This window comes from Nitratidesulfovibrio sp. HK-II (genome assembly GCF_003402415.2).
GTDB lineage: Bacteria > Desulfobacterota > Desulfovibrionia > Desulfovibrionales > Desulfovibrionaceae > Cupidesulfovibrio.
Genome location: NZ_AP036014.1, coordinates 742,193 through 764,212 on the forward strand (window position 1 = coordinate 742,193; position 22,020 = coordinate 764,212).

Here is a 22,020-nt window from a genome sequence, read left to right on the forward strand (position 1 = left end):
TTCCGCCTTTTCCCTCGCGCCTGCAAAACCGGCATTCGAGGGATTTTGTTCTCCGGCGAGGAAGAGGCGTCTTTCGCGGAGGGAGCGTACTCTTATCGTACGTGACCGGAGCGAAAGACGCATCTGACGAAGCCGGAGGGCAAAAGACCCGAATGCTAGCCTATACGCTCCTTGACGTAGGGGACGAGTCCGCCCTTATCCAGCAACTCCCGCATCGACGCGGGCAGCGGCGGGCAGGTGATGGTGGCCCCGGTGGTGCGGTTGGTGATCAGCCCCTTGGCCGCGTCCACCTCCACGGTGTCGCCATCGGCGATCTTGTCCACCTCTTCGCCCACTTCCAGCAGCAACAGCCCCATGTTGAAGGCGTTGCGGTAGAAGATGCGCGCGAAGCTGTGCGCGATGACCACGGGCATGCCCGCGCCCAGGATGGCGATGGGCGCGTGCTCGCGCGACGAACCGCAACCGAAGTTGCGCCCCGCCACCATCACGTCGCCGGGCTTCACCCGCTTCACCCAGCCTTCTTCAAGGCCAGCCATGCAGTTTTCACCCAGCTTCTTGGTGTCGGTGGTCACCAGGAAGCGCGCGGGGATGATGGCGTCGGTATCGATATGCTCGCCCACCTTGTGGGCGGTGCCGGTGTAACTCATGGTGCGTAAACCTCCGTAAATGGCGTGTAACGGTCCCTGGCCGACAGGGGGCGACAGGGGCCTACAGGCTGCCGGGGTGGGCGATGACGCCCGCCACGGCGGACGCGGCGGCCACGGCCGGGCTTGCCAGATAGACTTCGGACTCCAGGCTGCCCATGCGCCCGCGGAAGTTGCGGTTGGTGGTGGCGATGGCGCGCTCGCCGTCGGCCAGGATGCCCATGTGCCCGCCAAGGCACGGCCCGCAGGTGGCTGGGCCCACGATGCAGCCCGATTCCATGAAGGTCTCGATCAGCCCTTCCTTCAGTGCCTCCTTCCACACGCCGGGGGTGGCGGGCAGCACGATGCAGCGCACGCCCTTGGCCACCTTGCGGCCCTTCAGCACTTCCGCCGCCTCGCGCATGTCGCTGATGCGGCCGTTGGTGCACGAGCCGATGACCACCTGGTCCAAGGTCACGCCCTGCACCTCGCCCACGGGCTTCACGTTTTCCGGCAGGTGCGGGCAGGCAACCACCGGGTCCATGCCGGACACGTCGAAGGTCAGCTCGCGTTCGTAGATGGCACCGGGGTCGGCGGACAGGGGTGCGTCCTTGCGGCCGCGCGCGGCGGTGTAGGCCAGGGTCTTGGCGTCGGCGGCGAACAGGCCCACCTTGCCGCCCGCCTCGATGGCCATGTTGGCGATGGTCATGCGGCCTTCCACGGACAGGGCCTCGATGGCCGCGCCGTCGAATTCCAGCGCGCGGTACAGCGCGCCGTCCACGCCGATCTCGCCGATGAGGCGCAGGATCAGGTCTTTCGCGCCCACCCACTTGGGCAGGGCGCCGGTGAAGGTGGCCCGGATGGTGGGCGGCACCTTGAACCACGTTTCACCCAGGGCCATGGCCCCGGCAACGTCGGTGGACCCAAGGCCGGTCGCAAAAGCGCCTAAGCCTCCGTACGTGCAGGTGTGGCTGTCGGCCCCCACCACCACGTCGCCGGGGCCGACCAGCCCCAGTTCGGGCAACAGGGCGTGCTCCACGCCGCAGTCGCCGCCCTCGTAGTAGTGGGTGACGCCCATTTCCCTGGCGAATTCGCGGGTCAGCTTCACCTGCTGCGCCGAATCGATGTCCTTCTGCGGGGTGAAGTGGTCCATGACCAGCGCCACCTTGTCGCGATCGAACACCTTTTTCGCCCCCATGGCCCGGAAGGACTTGATGGCGAGCGGAGCGGTGATGTCGTTTGCCAGAGCCAGCGAGACGCGACAGCGGACGATCTGCCCAGCGGCCGTGATCGCCTCGTCGGTGTGCGCCTGCAGGATCTTCTGCGCAAGCGTGTGTGCCATCTAGATGCCCTCCTTCTCTTGCTCTTCTTCTTTCTTTGCCAGGCGGTTCAGCGCGTTCACGTACGCGCGGGCGCTGGCCAGTATGATGTCGGGGTCGGACCCGCGTCCGACCGCGCTGCTGCCGTTCTGCCGCAGGCGTACGGTAACCTCGCCCTGGGCGTCGGTGCCGCCCGTGATGGCGGTGACCGAGTAGCGTTCAAGGGTGGGGGTGCGGCCCACGATGTCGCCGATGACGTTGAATACCGCGTCGATGGGCCCAACGCCGAACCCGGCGGAGCGCTTCACCTCGCCCATGACGTCCATGACCACGGCGGCCGTGGGCGGCATGCCGGTGTCGCTGCACTGCACGGAAAGGTTCACCAGCCGGTACTGGTCGGGCAGGCGGTAGACCTCTTCAAGCACCAGGGCTTCGATGTCCTCGTCATAAATCTGCTTCTTCTTGTCCGCCAGCTTCTTTACCGCCTCGAACACGGTGACCAGCTGGTCTTCCTCCAGCCGGTAGCCAAGCTCCTCCAGCTTGTTCTTCACGGCGTTGCGGCCGGAATGCTTGCCGATGACAAGGTCGGTCTTGGTCTTGCCGATGGATTCCGGCGTCATGATTTCGTACGTTTCGCGGTTCTTGAGCATGCCGTCCTGATGGATGCCCGATTCGTGCGCGAAGGCGTTGGCGCCCACGATGGCCTTGTTGGGCGGGATGGGCTGGCCGATGATCATGGACAGCAGGCGGCAGGTGGGAAAGAGCTGCTCGGTCACCACGCCGCAATCCAGCTGGTAGAAGTCGCGCCGGGTGTGCAGGGCCATGACGATTTCCTCGAGCGAGGCGTTGCCCGCCCGTTCGCCGATGCCGCTGATGGTCACTTCCGCCTGGCGCGCGCCCGCCTTCAGCGCGGCCAGGGTGTTGGCCACGCCAAGGCCGAGGTCGTTATGGCAGTGCACGCTGAACACTGCCTTGTGGCTGTTCGGCGTGTTCTCGATGACGTACTTGATGAGCCGCCCGAATTCCTCGGGCTGGGCGTAGCCCACGGTATCCGGCACGTTGATGGTGGTGGCCCCGGCGTTGATCACCGCCTCGAACACCCGCACCAGGAAGTCGGGGTTGGAGCGCGATGCATCCTCGGCCGAAAATTCCACGTTGCTGGTGTATTTGGCCGCGTGGCGCACGGCGGCCACGGCCATCTCCACCACCTGGTCCGGTTCCTTGCGCAGCTTGTACTGCATGTGCACCGGCGAGGTGGCCAGAAAGGTGTGGATGCGCGGGTTCTCGCCAACCTTCACGGCGTCCCAGGCGCGGTCGATGTCGGCGGGCATGGCGCGGCACAGGCCCGCCACTTCCACGCCCTTCACGGCGCGGGCGATGGCCTGCACGGCCTCGAAGTCGCCCTGGCTGGAGGCGGGGAACCCGGCTTCCATGATGTCCACGCCAAGGATTTCCAACTGGCGGGCCAGGCGGATCTTTTCCTTGAGGTTCATGGTGGCGCCGGGCGACTGTTCGCCGTCGCGCAGGGTGGTGTCGAAAATGCGGATGCGACCGGATTCGATGGTCATGGTTCGTGCTCCTCTGGCTGCGGTCCGCGCCCGTTGTGGTTGGGGGCGGGACCATGGCGCTGATGCGCGGTCGTCACGAGCGGCGTGTGCGCCTGACGGATTGCTGCATCTGTTCGTTAGCTGCGCGCCGGCCCGGGAGACGGGACTCTGGCTGAGAGGAGGGTACACGTCCGCCCGGGAACGGCGGGCGTTCCTGATACGGAGGTACGGGGCGCTGCTACGACAACCCTAGGATAGGCTGCGTAGTAGCTTGTGATTGCGGCGGGGAATGATGACGAAGGTGTACACGGGACCAGAGATGAGGTAGCCCGCGAACACCAGGAAACCCAAGAGCTTGGGTTCGGAGGAGACGAGTACGAACAGCAGGATGGCGGTAACCATCGAGCTGAACGGATGGGCCTTGATGAGCCCGTATTCCTTGAAGGAGGCGTAGCGCACGCGGCTCACCATGAGGAAGGCGAGCACGAAGGCGAGCGCAAGGCAGAAGCGCGGGAAAAAGCCCGCGAACTGGTCGGGCACGTAGGGGCTGAACAGCACCAGCGTGGCCACGGCGCAACCGGCCGCCGGAATGGGCAGGCCGATGAAGAACTTCTTGGAGGTGGTGGCGGTGGAGATGTTGAACCGGGCAAGGCGCAACGCCCCGCACACCGCGAACAGGAAGGCGGCGGCGATGCCGAGGCGGCCGTACTGGTGCAGCTGCCACTGGTACATCATGAAGCCGGGGGCCACGCCGAAGGCCACCAGATCGCACAGCGAGTCGTACTGGACGCCGAATTCGCTGGCGGTGTTGGTGAGGCGGGCCACCTTGCCGTCCAGGCCGTCCATGAGGGCGCTGAACAGAATGGCCATGGCGCAGTCTTCGTACCGCCCGGAAACGGCCCACAACATCGCCAGGAAGCCTGCGAAAAGGCTTGCCGTGGTGAAGAGGTTCGGGAGGATGTACACTCCCTTGTGGATCGGGCGGGCGGGCTGTTCCATGGCCTTGCGGCTGTCCTGTGCCTTCTTGCGGTAAGTGAATCCAGATGGTTAGGCGTTGCGGCGCGCCACAATGGTCTGCCCGGCAAACACCTGTTCACCCACGTTCACGGCCGGAGAATAGTCGTCCGGCAGGTAAAGGTCAACCCGCGAGCCGAAGCGGATCATGCCGAACCGCTCGCCGCGGGCCAGCGAATCGCCCTCGTCGGTGCGGCACACGATGCGCCGGGCGATGAGCCCCGCGATCTGCACGAAGGTCCACGACGAGCCGTCGTCGCCGGTCATGCGGTAGGCGCAGCGCTCGTTGTCGGTGGAGGCCTTGTCCCACGCCGCGTTCAGGAGCTTGCCGGGATGATAGGCGATGTCGGTCACGGTGCCCGCCACCGGGGCGCGGTTCACGTGCACGCTGAACACGTTCATGAAGATGCACACCGTGGTGCGCGGCTGGCCGGTGAAGGGGTCGGGCATGGTCTGCACGCGCACCACCTTGCCGTCTGCGGGGCTGATGCCAAGGCCGTCGGCGGTGGGGGTGACCCGTTCCGGGTCGCGGAAGAAGTGGCAGCAGAACCAGGTCAGCAGCATGAACACGAAGCTGCCGGTGGCGCAGCCGAGCATGGCGAGGGAAAGCGTGACGAGGGCGCACAGGCCGATGGCCGGGACGCCTTCGGGGGTGATGCCGATGGAGGCTTTGCGCATGTGGGGTGCCGTTGGTTGCGGTGGTGGCCATGGCGCGCGGCGCGGACCGTGCGCGGGCAATGTGGCGGGAGTGTAGGCAAAAGCCGCCGCGCTGGCAACCGGGCAGGGGCGGGCAGGGCTGGAGGCGGGCGGACGGCGGGAACGGGGGCGCGGGGGGACCCGATCCGGACTGCCCGGCCCGTGCGACCCGTGCGGCCCGTGCGGGAATTATTCGGGCTGTTCCGGGGCGGTGGCATCGGCGGCGGCGCGGTGAACGGCGCACCGCCGGGCCTCCAGCATGCGCGCCGCACGGCGCAGCGCAAGGGGAGCCACGGCCAGCAGGCACAGGGCAAGCCCGGTGCGCAACGAGATGATGTCGCCAAGATGGCGGATGCGGCCAAGCTCCGCCCCGGCGTGCACGTAGATGGCGTTCAGCGGCAGCATGCCGAACAGCGAGACCGTGGCGAAGGTGGAAGGCCGCATGGCGGTTACCCCGAACAGCAGGTTCACCAGCCAGTAGGGCATCACCGCCACGCAGCGCAGCCCCAGCAGGCACAGCGCGCCGGGGGAGGCAAGGCCGGACAGGGCGGGGCCGGACGGGGCGGGTCCGGACGGGGCGGGGCCGCACGGGGGGCCGCCCGGCAGCCCTTGGGCCATGGCCGCGTCGATGCGGGCAAGCTGGCCGGGCCACAGGCGGCGCACCGTATCGCGCAGCAGGTGCCGGGCGCAGAGAAAGGCCACGCAGGCCCCGGCGGTGCTGGCCGCGCTGACGGCGGCCAGGGCCACGCCGAATCCGAACACCGCCCCGCCGGTCAGGGTCAGGAACACCGCGCCGGGGATGGAGCACGAGGTCATCAGCACATAGCCCGCCACGTACGCGGCCACGCTGGCCAGGGGATGGCGGGCGTGCAGGGCCAGCAGCCGGTCGCGCAGGGCCAGCGCCTGGTCGGGCCCCACGGCCGGAAAGTGGCCGGTAAGCGCCAGCGCCGCCAGCAGGATGGCCAGCGCCAGGGCGGCCAGCACGGCGGGGGGCAGGGGCAGGCGGCGAGTTGGAGCGGCAGGGCCACTCGGTTTCAAGACGGCAGGCCCGCCCCGTGCCGGGTCGCGGGGGGGGTGGGCCGGGGGGGCGATGGGACGGGGAGTGCGCACGGGCGGGCCTGCCTGCCGGAGGATGGACGACCCTTCGCGAGGAGAAAAAGGCCGCCACGCGCAGCATGGGGCCTGCGCGTGGCGGAATGATGATGGCCGGGTGACGGAACACGGTCGGGTATAGTCGGGCACCGTCCGGTGTGGTCGGCGGCGCTATTCCGGCCAGCCGTCTGGCCAGCCTTCCGGCAGGTTCACCTGCGGGGCCAGCGCGGCCAGGTCGGCGCGGAAGGCTGCCCGGTCGGTGAACAGCCGGGCGTGGATGCCCAGCGCCGTGGCCCGGCCGATGTGCCCGGCGTTGTCGTCGAAGAACGCCGCGCGCGCGGGGTCCACGCCCATGATGGTCGCGGCGTGGGTGAAGAAGCCGGGGTCGCGCTTGTTCAGCCCCTCGCGGAACGAATTGAACACCCGGTCGAAGTGGCGGTACACGCCGTGCGCCGCGTCGATTTCCTCCAGCCAGTTGGTGTGGTCGCTGAGGATGGCCGTGCGCAGCCCGGCGGCGCGCACCGCGTCGGCGGCGCGCAGCATGTCCGGCCGCACGGTGAAGCGGGTCATGATTTCGGCGCGCAGGGCGGCGTCGCTGCCGGTCATGCCGGTGGCCGCGCGCACCGCGTTCCACCACGCGGCCTCGTCGGTGCGGCCGTTGACGTAGCCGGTGGCGTAGCACAGGTCGGTGGCCGTGCGCATGGTGGCTTCGGGGTCCAGGCCCTGGGCCCGGCCGAGGGCCCTCAGGCCCTCGATGAATCCTTCCTCGGCCAGCACGCCGCTGAAGTCGAAGAAGATGACGTCGATGATGGGGGCGGCATTGCCGCGCGAGTGTGTCATGGGCTATCCTTGGTGTCTGCGGGGCCTCGCTGCCGACATGCGGCGCGGTGATGTTCCCCGTTTCTGCAAGCCGCCGGGCTCCCGGATGGGGCCGGATGGGGAGCGGATGGGGCGCGGGCGGCAACCCGTTCAGGATAACCACGCGGAGGCAAAGCGCAATGGAAGAATCCTCGCGGCCGACACCGGCCGGGCATTCCGGGCTGTCGCACGATGCGGGCCAACTTCCCCTCTCCGGTTCCGACGACCGGCTGCGGGTGGGCATCAGTTCGTGCCTTTTGGGCAACAAGGTTCGCTTCGACGGCGGGCACAAGCATGACCCGTACATCACCGGCACCCTGGGCCAGTACATGGACTTCGTGCCCGTGTGCCCAGAGGTGGAATGCGGCATGCCCATCCCGCGCGAGGCGTTGCGGCTGGTGGGCGACCCGGCCAACCCCCGGCTGGTCACGGTGAAGGGCTACGAGGACTGGACGGAGCGCATGTGCGCCTTTGCCCTGCGCCGGGTGGAACAACTGGCCGCCGAGCGGCTGGACGGGTTCATCTTCAAGCGGGCCTCGCCCTCCAGCGGCATGGAGCGGGTGAAGGTGTACGCCGACCACGACCCCCGCGACGTTCCGGAAGGCGCGGGCCGCATCAATCTGGGCCCGCCGCAGGAAAAGGGCGTGGGTCTCTTTGCCCGGGCGTTCATGGACCGCTTTCCCCTGCTGCCAACGGAAGAGGAAGGCCGCCTGAACGACCCGCGTCTGCGCGAGAACTTCATCGAGCGGCTGTTCGTCATGCGCCGCTGGCGTGCGCTGGCCGAGGCCGGGATGACGCGCGGCGGGCTGGTGGACTTTCATACCCGGCACAAGCTGCTGCTCATGTCGCACTCGGTGGAGCACTACCGCTCGCTGGGCAGGCTGGTGGCCCATGCGGCCGCCCACGCGCCCGAAGACCTGGCCCGCGACTACCTGACCGGGCTCATGGACGGGCTGCGCCTGCCCGCCACCACGGCCAAGCACGCCAACGTGCTGCAACACTGCATGGGCTATTTCAAGCGGGTGCTGACGCCGGACGAAAAGCTGGAAATGCTGGAGGTCATCCAGCGCTACCGCAAGTTGCAGGTGCCGCTGGTGGTGCCGGTGACCCTGCTGAACCACTACGTGCGCAAGTACGGCGAACCGTACCTGGCCGGGCAGTTCTACCTGAACCCGCACCCGGTGGAGCTGAAGCTGCGCAACCATGCGTGAGCGCTTTCGCACCTGGCCCGGCTGGTGTGTGAAGCCGGGCGATGCTGTGTGTAGTGCCTTTACGCTTTGGAATAATAGGTAATATTTCTTTGGATGCGCAGTGCTGCATGGATGCGTCCCGCACGAAGCGGCACGTCGCCCCTATGCGTCGACACGTATGTGCAGGGCGGTTATGGTGCCCCCAAACCGTGAGGAGGCACGCATGATCAGACGCTGGTTGATGAAAATATTTCCGAAACTGCTCGACGTGGGCTTCGTGCTGGGGTTGATCGGGGCGGTGGCGTTCGCTGTGGGCGCCGGAATACTGGACAAGAAGGGCGAAGGATTCGCGTACCTTCCGTTCTTTTCGTTGCTGTTCGTCGGGTTGTCGGGGGTGGTCATCTCTTTCGGACCGCTCTACCTGCTGCTTGAGGTGCGCGACCTGGTCCGGGAATTCGTGCGGCAGGAAAGCAGCCGCAACCGCGAGCACACCGAATCCTGACGGGTGGCCATGGCGGCGGACGCCGTGGCGTACCGCGCACATTGCGACGATGAGCGGACGGGTTGCCAGGCCGCCCGTCCGCTTCGCCGTTCCGAAAGACGCCGCGCCCGATGGCGACCGCCAGGCGGATACGGGCAGGGCGGCCCCGCCACGGCCCCAATTCTCCGCTTCCTCCCGCATCGACTCCCATCGCCCCGGGTTCCTCCGTCCCCCGCATCGCCCGCCATGCCGCGCGACCCCCGTGCCCCATCCGGTCCCGCCTCCCCATCTTGCCATCCGCCGTCCCGATGACGATATATCCGGGGCAAGACCCTGTCCGGTTGCCGCCGGTGCGTTCCGGCCCGCCCTGCGGGCGGCTGCCCGGCGTAGTGCGTCCCGAGCCCGTTCGTTCCCGTTCACCCTCGTCCGTCCCGGTTCGTGCATCTGCCATCCCGCCGCGCCCGCGCCGCCTCTTTCCCCTCTCCGTTCCGTCCGTTCCATCCGCGCCCGCGCGCCACGCACGCATCCCCTACGATTCCCACGGAGGTCGCCCCATGGACCCGGTAACCCATCTCGCCAGCGGCGCGCTTGTCGCCATGACCCTGCCCGGAACCCGGCGCAGCCGCTGGTTCATGCCCTTTGCCCTGATCTGCGCGGTGCTGCCCGACGTGGACGTGTTCTTCGGCTCCACGCCGCTGGCCTACCTTACGGTGCACCGCGGCATCACCCATTCCTTCCTGGGCGGAGCTGGCATGGCCCTGCTGATGGCGCTGTTGTTCCTGCCGCTGCTGCGGCGCGCGCCCCAAGGCCCGCCAGAAGCCGGTTCCGGCCCGCCCGGCGGCGTGCATGCGTGGGGCTATGCCCGGTACGCCCTGGCCGCCTATGCGTTGATACTGCTGCACATCTTTCTGGATTGCATCACCACCTACGGCACGCAGGTGTTCCTGCCCTTTTCGGACTACCGGGTGGCGCTGCCCGCCGTGTTCATCATCGACCCGGTGATGACCATCGCCATGCTGGCGTTCATCGTGGCGGCCATGGGCCGGACGCACCGGCGCGCCTTCGCGGCGGCGGGCCTTGCCTGGACGCTGCTGTGGCCCGGCGCGTCGCTGGCCGTGCAGCGCCACGTGCACGATACCGTGGCCGCCCGGCTGGCCGCCCAGCCCATGCCCCCGCAGTCCGTCGCGGTGATCCCCGAGGCGCTGGCCCCGTTCAACTGGAAGGTGGTGACCGACGATGGCCGCCGTTACGGCATGGCCCGCTATCAGTTGCTGCACCCCGATGCCCCGCTGGCCTTCGAGCTGTTCGAGAAGGCGGACCCGGTGCTGTACCGCCGCCTTTCCGAGGCAGAGGAGCTGTTCCGCGTCTACGGCCGCTTCGCCATGTTCATGACCCAGGAAACCCGGCAGGAGAACGGCGCGCCCGTGGTGGCCTACCGCGACCTGCGCTTTGCCTCCACGGTGCCCTTCATGCGCATGCTGCGCGGCGAGGGCGTGCCCTTTCAGCTGTTCGCCCGCCTTTCGGCCGACGGGCAACTGGAGGGCTTCCGCTTCGTGCAGGGGCGCAGCGCTGGCGGGCCTGGCGCGGAGGGCGGCTGGGTGCCGGTGGTGCGGTAGGCGCGGCATGACGTTGCGCACCTGCCGATGAAATACGCCTACCCCCCTTGTCACGCCGTGGTGGAGACGATATTAATGGAATATTGGGGAAAAGGGCGCTGACGCTGCTGCGGCAAAGGCCGCGACGATCGGCGTGTCCCTTTTCCGCAGTGCCGGAAAGGCATGGCGGCAGAGTGTCGGGCATGCGCACAACATACCGGCAGAAATCATGTTTCGCACACGGTGTCGTCGCATCGGGGTTCCGGGGCGCGGTGGAGGCTCCGCAGCACACGACATGCCCCGCACGGCCCAGGAATGCCATGTCCGACGGAGGTCCACGTGAACAAGAGCGAACTGGTACGAGCGCTTGCCGAAGAGCATGAACTGCCTGTAGAGGACGCCACCACGGTGGTGAACACCTTCTTCGACTGCGTGCGCGACGCGTTGCTGGAAGGGGACCGCGTGGAGATACGCGGCTTCGGTTCGTTCAAGATCAAGGGGTACCGGGGCTACAAGGGCCGCAACCCCAAGACCGGCGATTCCGTGGCGGTGCCGCCCAAGCGGCTGCCCGTGTTCCGTGCCGGGAAGGAACTGAAGGACATCCTGAACCCGTAACGGACAGGGTTTCCGGGCTTCATCGCGTTTCCGTGTGATGGTTGGGCGGCGCGTGGTGCGCCGCCGCGGGCGGTTGCGCTGCCGGTCGGGGGGCTGGCCGCGCGAGCGCTCGCGTTTGGTTTGGGGCCGGACGGGGCCAGGACATTCATGACGTATCGGGATGCGTGCCGCCCGCGTGGCGGCACAGGGGGGAGAGATGGACGAGGGCACGGACGACACACTCTACGGGCGCGGGGCATGCCCCATACCGGCCGTCATGCCGCGCGAACTGGCGGAGGAACGGCTGCGCCATCTGCACCTGCGCATCGGCGAGGGCATCGTGGCGCGGCGTCCGGCCATCATCGCCACGGTGCTCGGCTCGTGCGTGTCCGTCACGTTCTTTCACCGGCCCAGCGGCCTTGCGGGCATCTTTCACGCCATGCTGCCCACGGCCGAAGGCAGCCGCGACTACGACTGCAATCCCTGCAAGTACGTGGATACCGCCGTGGAGGCGGTGCTTGGCCACTTCACCCGCAAGGGCGTGCCCATCATCGAGATAGAGACCAAGCTGTTTGGCGGCGCGTTCAGCATGAACACCGAGGAAAAGTCGCAGGTGCGTTCGCTGGTGGACGTGGGCGGCCGCAACGTGCAGGTTGCCCGCGAGTTGCTGCGCACCAAGGGGCTGGTATTGTCCAGCGAGCACGTGATGGGCGAGCGCGGCCGCAAGCTGCTGTTCCACGCGGGCACCGGCGAGGTGTGGGTGAAGCTGCTGCGCCGCAGCCTGGCCGAACAGGCACGGGGCGCGGGGCGCAACGGCAGGGGAGCCAGGCCAGAACCGTCGGCGTGGTCGTATGACGCCCAGCCGGACCCGTGGACCGACCCCTTCGGGGTTGGCGAATCGGGCGGCTCGGGCGAGCGGGGCGGCCAGTCCGGCTGATGCCGCCGGGGCGCCATTTGGCCGCGCGCCCGCGCACGCTGGCCTTGCCACCGGAAATGGGCTACGAGCGGGGCAGGAACCCCATCCCCATGCACCCGCACGCCGGACGCTCCGCCGCATGAAGATCGTCTTCTGCATCGACGACAACCCCCGCTATCTGCTGATGATGCGTGCCGCCGTGCGTTCGCTGCGGCGTCTGCACGCCGACGCGCGCTGCGTGTGCGTGTACGGCGGTGCCAGCCCGGCGGTCATGGACGGGGTGCTGGCGGAGGGTGTGCAGCTTGTGCGGCACACCCCGGTCATCGGCGTGCATAACGCCCCGCGCGAATTCCACCGCTGCATCGGCGCGTTTCTGAAGCTGGAACTGGCCCTGCTGCCGGAACTGGCCGACGACGAGTACGTGCTGTACTGCGATTCCGACGTCTACTTCCATCAGCCCATTCTGGGCGATGCCGACGGCGCGGAGCACATCCGCCCGCCATACATGGCCATGGCACGCGAGGCCACCGCCCCCTTCCACCACGCCCACGAGCAGTTGGACTACGAATGGCGCGGCCGCCGCTACGTGGTGCCGCTGCCGTTTCCCATCTGGACCTTCAGCAGTGGGGTGGTGGTGTTCAACCTTGCCCGGCTGCGCAAGCACGACCACGTGCACAACTTTCTGGCCTTCTGCGTGCAGAACCTGCACCGCATCGGCAACCTGGACCAGTCGCTGCTGAACTACTTCTTCGGCAAGCGCATGACCAAGCTGGACCCTTCGTGGAACTGTCCGCCCTACCGGGCCGACGCGCTGGAGCGGGCGCGCATCGTGCACTTTCACGGGCCGAAGCCGTGGGACACCAGGCCGGCGCTGTGGAAGGACCTGCGCATCAACCACTACATGGAATTCCGCCGCCGCTGGCTGGAACTGCTGACCCCGGAAGAGCGCGAACTGGCCGCCGCGTGGGAGGCGGCGGGGTAGCATCCCACAGGGGACCTGCACGCGCGGAGCCGCATCATGCCGACCAGGCACGAAGTCGTCGCCCGGCAGGTCAGGCGATTCCCCCGATTTCAGGCTGCCCGTCCCGGTGCCTGGCCGCACGCCCCGGCGTCAGGTTGCATCTTCAAACGTCCCCCCCTGGCGTCTCGCCGTCCTGCCCGAACTTGCCGTCATTCGGGCAGGTGCCGGTACCACACGTTCATGCTTTCCAGCCCGCCGCCGATGTTGGTGTTGTTGTGCAGGGTGCCCGCCAGGGTGTACCCCGCCCGCGCGAACACCACGTTCATGGCGTGGCTTTCGGCACGGGCGATGGTGTAGGCGGTAAGGATGTCCATGCGGCGTACCCGCTCTTCCATGTGCCGCAACAGGCGCAGGGCGGCTCCCCGTCCGCGCGTCTCGGGCCGGGTGGCAAAGTCGGTCATCTCGGCGCAGCGCCACGCCATGTCCACCTCCGCCGAGGCGGCGGCCAGCAGATCGCCCCCTCCGGTCGGTCCGCAATCATGCCCGGGCAGGGCACCGTCGTCCGCAATGCCGTGGAACAGCACCCCTTCGGCCATGGATCGGGCAAGGTACGCCGGGTCGTGTACGGGAAAGGGATAGGTGGCGAAGGTGCCCGCGTACAGGCGGGCCAGCGCGGGGGCGTGGTTCGGACCCAATTCGACCACCCGCCACGTGTCCGGCTGCGTCCCCGGCGTTCCGCTGGCGGCGTCGGAAGGCGTACCGCCGTGCCGGGCGCAAGCCGCGCCTTGTTCCAGCCCGGCTCTCTTGGCATTGGCCAGGGCCAGCACCTCGCACAGCAGTCCGGGGCGGCGCGGCACGGCACGCGCGTCCCACAGGTGTCGTCCCATGAAGCATCCGGCCGTACGCCCACGGCACATTCCCGGCACGTAGGCCTCCACGGCAAAGCCTCGCTCCAGAAAACGATGCGCCGCGTGCTCCGGAACCCGCGCGAACAGCCGGGTGTAGCCGTGGCGTGCCGCCAGTTCCTCCATCCGGTCGATGACGCAGGCCATGCCGGAGAGGTCGGACTCATCCAGTTGCATCAGATAGACCCGGTCATTGAGCGGCCCGTGCTGGAGCAGCGAGCGCCCGTGGCGGATCACCTCGTCGGGCCGCGCCCTGTCCGGAACAGCCGTGTCCGGTGCCGCTCTGTCCGGGTGTGCCCGGACGGAATCCGCCGCATCACGATGCATCACGCCTGCGCTCCATGCGTTCGTTGTCGGACGGGGTCAGGCTGCGGGTGTCGTCCCAGTCGGAGAGCAGCTTTTCCACGCCTACGGCATGACCGGGCACGTCCCCGGCGTGCAGTTGCAGGGCGCAGTCGCCGCACCGCAGGTCACAGCGGGTCGGGGTGTAGTCGTCCGGTTCGTGATAGGTGGTGATGACCCCTTCGTAGTTGCGCAGCACCACCTTGCCCGCGCCCCAGGCCACCACGTAGTTGGGCATGACCGGTATCTTGCCGCCCCCGCCGGGGGCGTCCACAACGTAGGTGGGCACGGAAAAGCCGCTGCAATGGCCGCGCAGGCTTTCCATGATCTCTATGCCCTTGCCCACCGGGGTGCGGAAATGGGCCAGCCCTTCGGAAAGGTCGCACTGGTACAGGTAGTAGGGGCGCACCCGGTTGCGCACCAGCTTCAGGTTCAGGGCGCGGATAATCCGGGGGCAGTCGTTCACCCCGGCCAGCAGCACGGTCTGGTTGCCGAGCGGGATGCCCGCGTCGGCCAGGCGGCGCAGGGCGCGGCTGGCGTCGGGGGTGATTTCTCGCGGGTGATTGAAGTGGGTGTTCAGCCACAACGGGTGATGGGTGCGCAGCATGTCCACGAGGTCGCTGGTGATGCGGAAGGGTAGCACCACCGGCATGCGGGTGCCGATGCGCACCACCTCCACATGGTCGATGGATTCCACTTCGGTCAGCAGCCAGTCGAGCATGTCGTCGGACAGCATCAGCGGGTCGCCGCCGGACAGCAGCACGTCGCGCACCTGCGGGGTGTTGCGGATGTACTCCAGCCCCTGTTCCAGGTCGCCGCGCGAGGGAATGGAGTCCACGTCGCCCACCTTGCGTTTGCGGGTGCAGTGGCGGCAGTACATGGAGCAGGTGTTGCTGACGTGGAACAGCACCCGGTCCGGGTAGCGGTGGGTGATGCCGGGTGCCGGACTGTCGCTGTCCTCGTGCAAGGGGTCGGCCATGTCGTGGGGCCCCACCACCAGCTCGCCGGACGAGGGGAAGGATTGCAGGAACACCGGGTCGGTTGCGTGGTGTTCCGTGTCGATGAGCGACAGGTAGTAGGGCGTCACCGACATGGGAAAGCGTTCCAGCGTGCGTTGGTGCAACTGCCGCTGCTCGGGCGTGAAGCGTATGCCCAGAGCGCGCTCGAAATCGGCCACGTTGCGCACGGCGTTGCGGATGTGCCAGCGCCAGTCGTGCCAGCGCGGGTCGTCGGTCATGTCGGCAAGCTGGGTCGCCGGGGCGGTTCGCAGAGTGCCGGGGTGGTGGTGTAACGCGGGTATGTTCAAGGAAGCCTCCTTTGCCAGGGGTGAATGAGCCGGATGCGCCCGATGTGCCCCGCCCGGAGTACGTGAGTCCATGGCCTGCTGCGGATGCGCCCGATGCATGGGGCCGGGCCGGGGCGTGACGGGCGGGCCGGGTGCAAGGCCGGGTGCTAAAAGGGCCAGCTAAAGGATCTGCCCCAGAAAGCGGCGGGTGCGTTCCATGGCGGGTTCGTCGAATATCTGCTCGGGCGGCCCCATCTCCACGATGGCCCCTTCGTCCATGTAGGCAACAACGTCCGCCACCTCCCGCGCGAAGCCCATTTCGTGGGTCACCACCATCATGGTGGTGCCTTCGTCGGCCAGCCCGCGCATGACGGCCAGCACCTCGCCCACCAGTTCCGGGTCCAGGGCCGATGTGGGTTCGTCGAACAGCATCACCTCGGGCTGCATGGCCAGCGCGCGGGCAATGGCCACGCGCTGCTTCTGCCCGCCGGAAAGGGTTGCGGGATAGGCGTCGGCCTTGTCGGCCAGCCCCACGCGGTCCAGTAGTCCCAGCGCCATGTCGGTGGCCTGTGCCGGGGGCATGCCGCGCACCTGGGTTGGACCCTCCATGACGTTGCCAAGTGCGGTCATGTGCGGGAACAGGTGAAAGTGCTGGAACACCATGCCCACGCGGGCACGCAGGGCGTTGATGTAGCGTTCGTCGCCGCGCACGGGTTCGCCCGAGATGCGGATATCGCCTTCGTCATGGGTTTCCAGGCGGTTCACGCAGCGCAGCAGGGTGCTTTTGCCGGAGCCGCTGGCGCCGATCAGCACCACCACGTCGGACGGCATGACCTGCAGGTCCACGCCGCGCAGTACGTGGGTGTCGCCGAACCACTTGTGCAGCCCCTGAATGTCGATGACGGGCGTTGTGCCGGTTATGCTCGATGGGTCTGATGTGGCGGTATCGTTCATGGTGCCTCCTTTCGGGGCCTGCGCCGTGTCGTGTGCGAGGGGGGCGGATGCGGCATCGCCGGATGCCGCCTCAGGCCCCGGACACGCCAAGACGCGCCTCCAGCCTGCCCAGCAGCCAGCTGAACAGGGCAGTGTAGAACAGGTAGAACATGGCGGCCACGGCCAGCATTTCCATCATCAGGAAGTTGGACGAGGCCAGCTGTTGCGCCTTCAGCAAGAGTTCGTTGATGGTGATGGTGCTGGCCAGCGACGAATCCTTGAGGGCAATGATGAACTGGTTGCCCAGCGCGGGAATGGCCCGCCGCAGCGCCTGCGGCAGCACGATGCGCACCATGGCCCGGTGCCGGGTCATGCCCAGGCTGCGGGCGGCCTCCATCTGCCCGGCGGCAATGGAGATTATGGACCCCCGGAAGATTTCGGCCACGTAAGCCCCGTTATGGATGCCCAGCGCCAGCACGGCAGAGGTCAGCGCGCTGAAGCCCGCCAGTCCGCGCAGGCCGAAGTAGATGAACAGCAGTTGCAGCAGCAGCGGCGTGCCCCGGATAAGGTAGATGTAGGCGCGCATGGGCAGTTGCAGCCACCACCGGCCGGACAGGCGCAGCAGTGCGGCGGCCAGCCCCAGTGCCGTGCCCAGCAGGATGCCCAGCACGGTGATTTCGATGGTCATCCACGCGGCGGGCAGGAAGTAGGGCAGGTAATGGGCCACTGCGTTCAGGTCGAAGTTCATGGTTCCTGCCTCCCGTATCCGGCGGTTGCGGCATCAGGGATGGTGGGGATGGGGCGAGCGGGGCGGGGAACGCGGGCCGCGGCGTCGCGCCGGGGGTGACGCCAGCCATGGTGATGGTCATGGGGCCGACCGTCCCGTCGGACGCCACGGCGCGCGCGCTCCGCCCGGCCTACCGTTTGGTGATGTCGCTGTGCAGCCATTTTTCGCTGAGCTTCGTCAGGGTTCCATCGGCGTGCATGGCGGCAAGGATGCGGTCCACTTCTGCCCGCAGGGTGTCGTCGCCCTTGCGGAAGGCCACGGCGATGTCCTCGCTGCGCAGCGGCGAACCCAGCGCCACCACGTCGAACTTGCCGCCCTGCATGGCGGTGACGCCCACCACGCGGTCGGTGATCACCCCGTCCACCACGCCGGTGGAAAGTTCCATCAGGGTCTGGTTGTCGTCCTTGTACAGGCGCACCTCACCCGCGCCGAGGGCCTTGGCGTCGTCGGCGAAGGTGGTGCCGGTGACCACCCCGATGGTCTTGCCAGCAAGGCCGGCGGGCGTGGCGAACGGCGCGCCCTTGCGCACCATGAGTTGCGCGCCCGAGTAGTAGTAGGGCGTGGAGAAATCGACGACCTTGCCGCGCTCTGCCGTCACGGCCATGCTGCCCAGAATGCCGTCGTACGCGCCGGAGCGCAGCCCCTCGATGATGCCGCTCCAATCCGTGGTGACCGGGGCCGAGGTGACGCCAAGGCGTTTGGCCACCTCGGCGGCCACGTCCACGTCGAAGCCGGTAAGGGTGTTGGTGGTGTCGTAGAAGTTGAAGGGCGGATAGCCGCCGCTCATGGCGAAGCTGATCTTTCCTGCCTTTTTTACCCGTTCCAGCCCGGTGGGCGGGGGGCTGGAACAGGCCGTGAGGGCCAGCACCAGCAGGGCCAGCAGCGAGATCAGGGAGAACAGTCGCGGCAGCGGCGATGGGCCGGGCCGCAGGAGCGCCGCCTGGGTGGGAATGTTCATGAATGCTCCTTTGTTGATGGTGATTGGATGGTTGGAGCGGAAATGGCGTGTGTGATGCACGCAGTGCCGCATTGATGGCGTGGTAATGACGATGGCATGGACTGCATAGCCGCGACGCACGTTTGCCGGATGGTCACCGATGCTTGGTTGCAGCGTGCGTATTTGTGGGAATTTTTTCTGAGTGCTGCGGCGTGAATGGAGAACAGTGTCGCATCATGTCGCAATGCTGGCATGGTGCGACATGATGGGCAAGAGGGGGATATGGGTTACGTGTCGGGTATGGCGGCGTACCCGATGGGGAGGGTGCTTTCGCTGCTGCGGGGGCATGTGCGACGGAAGGCCGGGGGGATTTAGCCGGACGGAGCGGACGGGGAAGGGGCGTGGGCCGGAGCGGGACAGGCGGGACAGGGCGGGCGGGGTGTGGCGCAGCGGGCGCACCGGTCCTGGTGGGCGTGCCCGCTTTGTCAGTCTTGCCAGTCTTGCCGGTTTGGTCAGTCTGGCCAGTCGGGGCGGGCGCAACAGACGCCAGGTAAGGGAGGGGCAGCGGCGTGAGGGACCCGGCCTCAAAGCAGCGACGGCCCCTGTTGCAAGTGGGTTTGCAGCGACGTGGTGCTGCCGCGCAGTCCCAGCTTTTTGCGGATGTTCTTGCGGTGGGTCTGGGCTGTTTCGAACGAGATGCCCAGCAGGTCGGCTATTTCCTTCCCGCTGCGGCCAAGCTGGATCAGGCGGCACACTTCCAGTTCGCGCGGGGTCAGGCCCAGCAGTGCGGGGTCGTTTCCGCCGTCCGCCCCGCCCGGTCCATTTGACCCGTCCGGCTCGCCCACCATCCCCGCCAGTTGTTCGGCGAGCAGGTTGCGGTAGCCTTCGCGTACCTCTGCGGTTTCGGCGCGGGCAATCTTGTCCAGCGCGGGCAGCATGCGCCGCTTCATGCGGGTGTGCAGGGTGCGCAGCATTTCCTGCCGTTCTTCTTCCACGGACCGCAAGACCTGGCGCAGGGCGATATTCATTTCCTTTACCTCGGCCATGCGGTCGCGCAGCGAATCCTGCAATTCCACGCGTTCGGACAGGTCGTGCAGGATAAGCTGGAACAGGCTGCCGCCCTGAAAGGCGATGCGGCGCAGGGTGGCCTCTGCCGGAAAGGTGGCGCCTTCGGCGTCGCGGGCGGCAAGCGTGCGTGTCCACTGCCCGTTGGGACGCAACGCGCGCATGGCCTTGCGCACCATGGGGCGTGCCCGCCGCGCCAGCAACGCGTCCACGGCGGTGCCCGCGAATTCCGCCCCGTCTGTTTCGTCTGGTCTGGCTGATCCGGCTGGTCTGGTTGGTGCTGGTCCGTCTGGCCCTGCGGGTCCTGTTGGCGTGTCCCCGGCGTGCCTGCGCAGGGCGGCCGGGTTGGCGGCAATGATCACGCCCGCCTCGTTCATCAGGAAGGTGGCGTCCTTGGCGGTGTCGAACAGCGCGTTGAACAGGGTGACCGAATCAGCCCAGGCCGAGATGTGGTCGTGCAGGCGCTGTTCGTAGCGCCGGTAGAGCGCGTGCATGGAGTGGTTGTCCGTGGCCACGACCACCAGCCCGCCCCGGGGGGCGATGGCCGGGGGCAGGGGCATGATGCGCAGCAGAAAGGTGCGCCCGGCGCGGTGGATTTCGTGGATGGACAACGGGGGGTAGCGGCGCAGGGCGTCGTCCGTCGAGCGGCCGCCAAGTCCCAGGGCCTTCCAGAACGACTGGCCGGGACGAGGCGTGCTGCCCGCGCAGGCAATGGGATGCCCGCGTACTTCCATGATGATGCCGCGCGCATCGGTGAACAGGATAAGGTCTTTCCATGCATCGACGACATGCCCAGGCGTGGCAGGGGCTATATGGCGCGACGTGGATGGAGATTTTCGGGTAGTGCTGTGCATTGTGCAGTGTGGTACTACCGGATGTGAAGTTTTGCAAGTTGCGATGATGCGGTGGCGTTGCGTGGCTGTATTGCTTCAAAACAGATATTGTTATGGCATTGCGGTGTGTTGCTTGTGGGGCGGGGGCTGCTGATGCCTGCCCCGCGCTCTGTTTCCTTCTTCCTCATTCTCATCGCCCGCCCGCCTTCCCTGCTGCCATCGGTGCGCAAGCCTGCTATGTTGGCAGCGCATGGCCTCCATGGCCGCTTCCACACCGTTCGCCGCCCCGCAGCCCGGCCCGCCGCCGGATGAAGGAGTTTCGCATGTCGTCCCAGCCGACCGTCTCAACCGCGGGCTCTTCTGCCGCCAGCCCTGCCGCCGTCCATACCCCCGAAAGCCTGCGCGCGCTGTTTCCCGTGGCCGGGCAGCCCCTGCCGGAAGCCGCCCACGCCTTTGCGCCCATAGAGCAGCGCACCTGCCTCATCGGCGGCAAGCTGGAGGAATGGCCCGGCGAGATGCAGCAGGTGTTCTCGCCCATCGGCGAGATTGACGGGACTGGCGGCACGGGCGGCTTCACCCCGCGCCTGCTGGGCCGCTGCCCCATCCTTGACGAGGCCGCCTCCCTGCGCGCCGTGGACGCCGCCGACCGCGCCTGGGCCGACGGCATGGGCGCATGGCCCACCATGGGCGTGGCCGAGCGCATCCGCCACGTGGAGGATTTTGCCCGGCGCATGGCGGCGCGGCGCACCGAGGTGGTGCGCATCATGATGTGGGAAATCTGCAAGTCGTGGCAGGACGCCAGCGGCGAATTCGACCGCACCATGGAGTACCTGCGCGACACCATCGACGCGCTGAAGGATCTGGACCGCGCCTCGTCGCGCTTCGTCATCGAGAAAGGCATCTACGCGCAGATACGCCGCGCGCCGTTGGGGCCGGTGCTGTGCATGGGGCCGTACAACTACCCGCTGAACGAAACCTTCTGCACGCTGATGCCCGCGCTGATCATGGGCAACCCGGTCATCGTGAAAACGCCGCGCCTGGGGCGGCTGCTGTATTCGCCGCTGATGGAAGCCTTCCGCGACGCCTTTCCCGCCGGGGTGGTGAACATCCTGCATGGCGACCGGCGCATCGTGAAGCCCATCATGGCGTCGGGCCGCATCAACGTGCTGGCGTTCATCGGGTCCAGCACGGCGGCGGACGCGCTGCGCCTTGCCCACCCGCACCCGCACCGGCTGCGCTGCGTGCTGGGGCTGGACGCCAAGAACGCGGGCATCGTGCTGGACTGCGCGGACATGGACCTGACCGTGGCCGAGGCGCTGCAAGGCTCGTTCTCGTTCAACGGGCAGCGCTGCACCGCGCTGAAGATGCTGTTCGTGCATGAAAAACGGCTGGAGGAGTTTCTGGCCCGCATGGACGAGGGCATCCGCAAGCTGCGCATCGGCATGCCGTGGGACGAGGGGGTGCGCATCACCCCGCTGCCGGTGCCCGGCAAGTCGGCCTATCTGGACGACCTGGTGCGGGACGCCGCCGCCCACGGCGGCAAGGTGGCCAACAGCGGCGGCGGCACCCACGCCGAAACCCTGTACCACCCCACGGTGGTCTGCCCGGCCACGCCGCAGATGCGCGTGTACCACGAGGAGCAGTTTGGCCCGGTGATACCCGTCATCCCCTTCACGGACATAGAAACGCCGGTGCGCTACGTGGTGGGGTCGCAGTACGGGCAGCAGCTGAGCATTTTCGGCAACGACCCGGACGACGTGGCCCGGCTGATCGACCCCATGGTCAACCAGGTGTGCCGGGTGAACATCAACAGCCAGTGCCAGCGCGGGCCGGACACCTTTCCCTTTACCGGCCGCAAGGATTCCGCCGAGGGCACCCTTTCGGTCAGCGATGCGCTGCGCTGCTTCTCCATCCGCACGCTGGTGGCGGCCAAGGGCAGCGACGCCAACAAGGAGATTCTGACCAGCATCATCCGGGACAGGCGGTCGAACTTTTTATCGAACGATTTTATACTGTAAGGCAAGAGAAGCTGCAGAAACAGAAAAGT

Annotated in this window: 20 protein-coding genes; 7 read left to right on the forward strand and 13 right to left on the reverse strand. The window is 67.6% G+C overall.

The annotated features are described in order from the left end of the window. Nucleotides 1-155: 155 nt before the first annotated feature. From RVX_RS02885 to RVX_RS02915, 7 genes are all read right to left on the reverse strand, one after another. On the reverse strand, nucleotides 156-647 hold the full coding sequence (locus tag RVX_RS02885; RefSeq protein WP_116308243.1) for a 3-isopropylmalate dehydratase small subunit: 492 nt from the start codon (nucleotides 645-647) through the stop codon (nucleotides 156-158). Nucleotides 648-708: 61 nt separating this feature from the next. Then, complete coding sequence (leuC, locus tag RVX_RS02890) at nucleotides 709-1,965, reverse strand: 3-isopropylmalate dehydratase large subunit (protein WP_116308244.1); 1,257 nt, start codon at nucleotides 1,963-1,965, stop codon at nucleotides 709-711. After that, entirely contained in the window at nucleotides 1,966-3,510 is a 1,545-nt protein-coding gene (locus RVX_RS02895) for a 2-isopropylmalate synthase (RefSeq protein ID WP_116308245.1), read from the reverse strand. 228 nt (nucleotides 3,511-3,738) lie between these two features. Further along, a complete protein-coding gene (gene pssA / locus RVX_RS02900; protein ID WP_116308246.1) occupies nucleotides 3,739-4,488 on the reverse strand; it encodes a CDP-diacylglycerol--serine O-phosphatidyltransferase in 750 nt (249 codons plus the stop codon). Between the two features lie 48 nt (nucleotides 4,489-4,536). Next, nucleotides 4,537-5,181 carry a phosphatidylserine decarboxylase family protein gene (locus tag RVX_RS02905; RefSeq protein WP_116308247.1) on the reverse strand — a complete coding sequence of 215 codons (645 nt, stop codon included), beginning with the start codon at nucleotides 5,179-5,181 and terminating at the stop codon, nucleotides 4,537-4,539. Between the two features lie 207 nt (nucleotides 5,182-5,388). Further along, a complete protein-coding gene (locus RVX_RS02910; RefSeq protein WP_116308248.1) occupies nucleotides 5,389-6,237 on the reverse strand; it encodes a TVP38/TMEM64 family protein in 849 nt (282 codons plus the stop codon). A 225-nt stretch (nucleotides 6,238-6,462) separates the two neighbouring features. Beyond that, entirely contained in the window at nucleotides 6,463-7,131 is a 669-nt protein-coding gene (locus tag RVX_RS02915) for an HAD family hydrolase (RefSeq protein WP_116308249.1), read from the reverse strand. 95 nt (nucleotides 7,132-7,226) lie between these two features. Between RVX_RS02915 and RVX_RS02920 the strand changes: the two genes are divergently transcribed. From RVX_RS02920 to RVX_RS02945, 6 genes are all read left to right on the forward strand, one after another. Then, nucleotides 7,227-8,360 carry a YbgA family protein gene (locus RVX_RS02920; protein ID WP_116308250.1) on the forward strand — a complete coding sequence of 378 codons (1,134 nt, stop codon included), beginning with the start codon at nucleotides 7,227-7,229 and terminating at the stop codon, nucleotides 8,358-8,360. Nucleotides 8,361-8,562: 202 nt separating this feature from the next. Next, nucleotides 8,563-8,841, forward strand: a complete 279-nt coding sequence (locus RVX_RS02925) for a hypothetical protein (RefSeq protein WP_116308251.1) — start codon at nucleotides 8,563-8,565, stop codon at nucleotides 8,839-8,841. Nucleotides 8,842-9,374: 533 nt separating this feature from the next. Continuing rightward, a complete protein-coding gene (locus RVX_RS02930; RefSeq protein WP_116308252.1) occupies nucleotides 9,375-10,436 on the forward strand; it encodes a metal-dependent hydrolase in 1,062 nt (353 codons plus the stop codon). A gap of 318 nt (nucleotides 10,437-10,754) precedes the next feature. Continuing rightward, entirely contained in the window at nucleotides 10,755-11,030 is a 276-nt protein-coding gene (locus RVX_RS02935; RefSeq protein ID WP_007524696.1) for an HU family DNA-binding protein, read from the forward strand. Nucleotides 11,031-11,226: 196 nt separating this feature from the next. Further along, a complete protein-coding gene (locus tag RVX_RS02940; RefSeq protein ID WP_230404853.1) occupies nucleotides 11,227-11,946 on the forward strand; it encodes a chemotaxis protein CheD in 720 nt (239 codons plus the stop codon). Between the two features lie 118 nt (nucleotides 11,947-12,064). After that, nucleotides 12,065-12,907: a glycosyltransferase gene (locus RVX_RS02945; protein WP_116308253.1), complete on the forward strand. Its 843-nt coding sequence runs from the start codon at nucleotides 12,065-12,067 to the stop codon at nucleotides 12,905-12,907. Between the two features lie 188 nt (nucleotides 12,908-13,095). On the opposite strand, the gene ablB is transcribed toward RVX_RS02945, so the two are convergent. From ablB to RVX_RS02975, 6 genes are all read right to left on the reverse strand, one after another. Next, on the reverse strand, nucleotides 13,096-14,118 hold the full coding sequence (gene ablB / locus RVX_RS02950) for a putative beta-lysine N-acetyltransferase (RefSeq protein ID WP_116308254.1): 1,023 nt from the start codon (nucleotides 14,116-14,118) through the stop codon (nucleotides 13,096-13,098). Further along, nucleotides 14,108-15,370 (reverse strand): lysine 2,3-aminomutase, encoded by a 1,263-nt coding sequence (gene ablA, locus RVX_RS02955; RefSeq protein ID WP_116308255.1) that lies wholly within the window; start codon nucleotides 15,368-15,370, stop codon nucleotides 14,108-14,110. The genes ablB and ablA overlap by 11 nt, the downstream gene beginning before the upstream one ends. 228 nt (nucleotides 15,371-15,598) lie before the next feature. Then, nucleotides 15,599-16,372: an amino acid ABC transporter ATP-binding protein gene (locus tag RVX_RS02960; RefSeq protein WP_116308256.1), complete on the reverse strand. Its 774-nt coding sequence runs from the start codon at nucleotides 16,370-16,372 to the stop codon at nucleotides 15,599-15,601. Nucleotides 16,373-16,442: 70 nt separating this feature from the next. Continuing rightward, a complete protein-coding gene (locus RVX_RS02965) occupies nucleotides 16,443-17,099 on the reverse strand; it encodes an amino acid ABC transporter permease (RefSeq protein WP_116308257.1) in 657 nt (218 codons plus the stop codon). 169 nt (nucleotides 17,100-17,268) lie between these two features. Further along, nucleotides 17,269-18,096 (reverse strand): ABC transporter substrate-binding protein, encoded by an 828-nt coding sequence (locus tag RVX_RS02970; protein ID WP_116308258.1) that lies wholly within the window; start codon nucleotides 18,094-18,096, stop codon nucleotides 17,269-17,271. A gap of 563 nt (nucleotides 18,097-18,659) precedes the next feature. Beyond that, the gene (locus RVX_RS02975; RefSeq protein ID WP_116308259.1) at nucleotides 18,660-19,994 is read right to left on the reverse strand and encodes a LuxR C-terminal-related transcriptional regulator; all 1,335 of its coding nucleotides are present in this window, start codon (nucleotides 19,992-19,994) and stop codon (nucleotides 18,660-18,662) included. Between the two features lie 302 nt (nucleotides 19,995-20,296). Between RVX_RS02975 and RVX_RS02980 the strand changes: the two genes are divergently transcribed. After that, the gene (locus RVX_RS02980) at nucleotides 20,297-21,991 is read left to right on the forward strand and encodes an NADP-dependent glyceraldehyde-3-phosphate dehydrogenase (protein ID WP_116308260.1); all 1,695 of its coding nucleotides are present in this window, start codon (nucleotides 20,297-20,299) and stop codon (nucleotides 21,989-21,991) included. Nucleotides 21,992-22,020 lie beyond the last annotated feature (29 nt).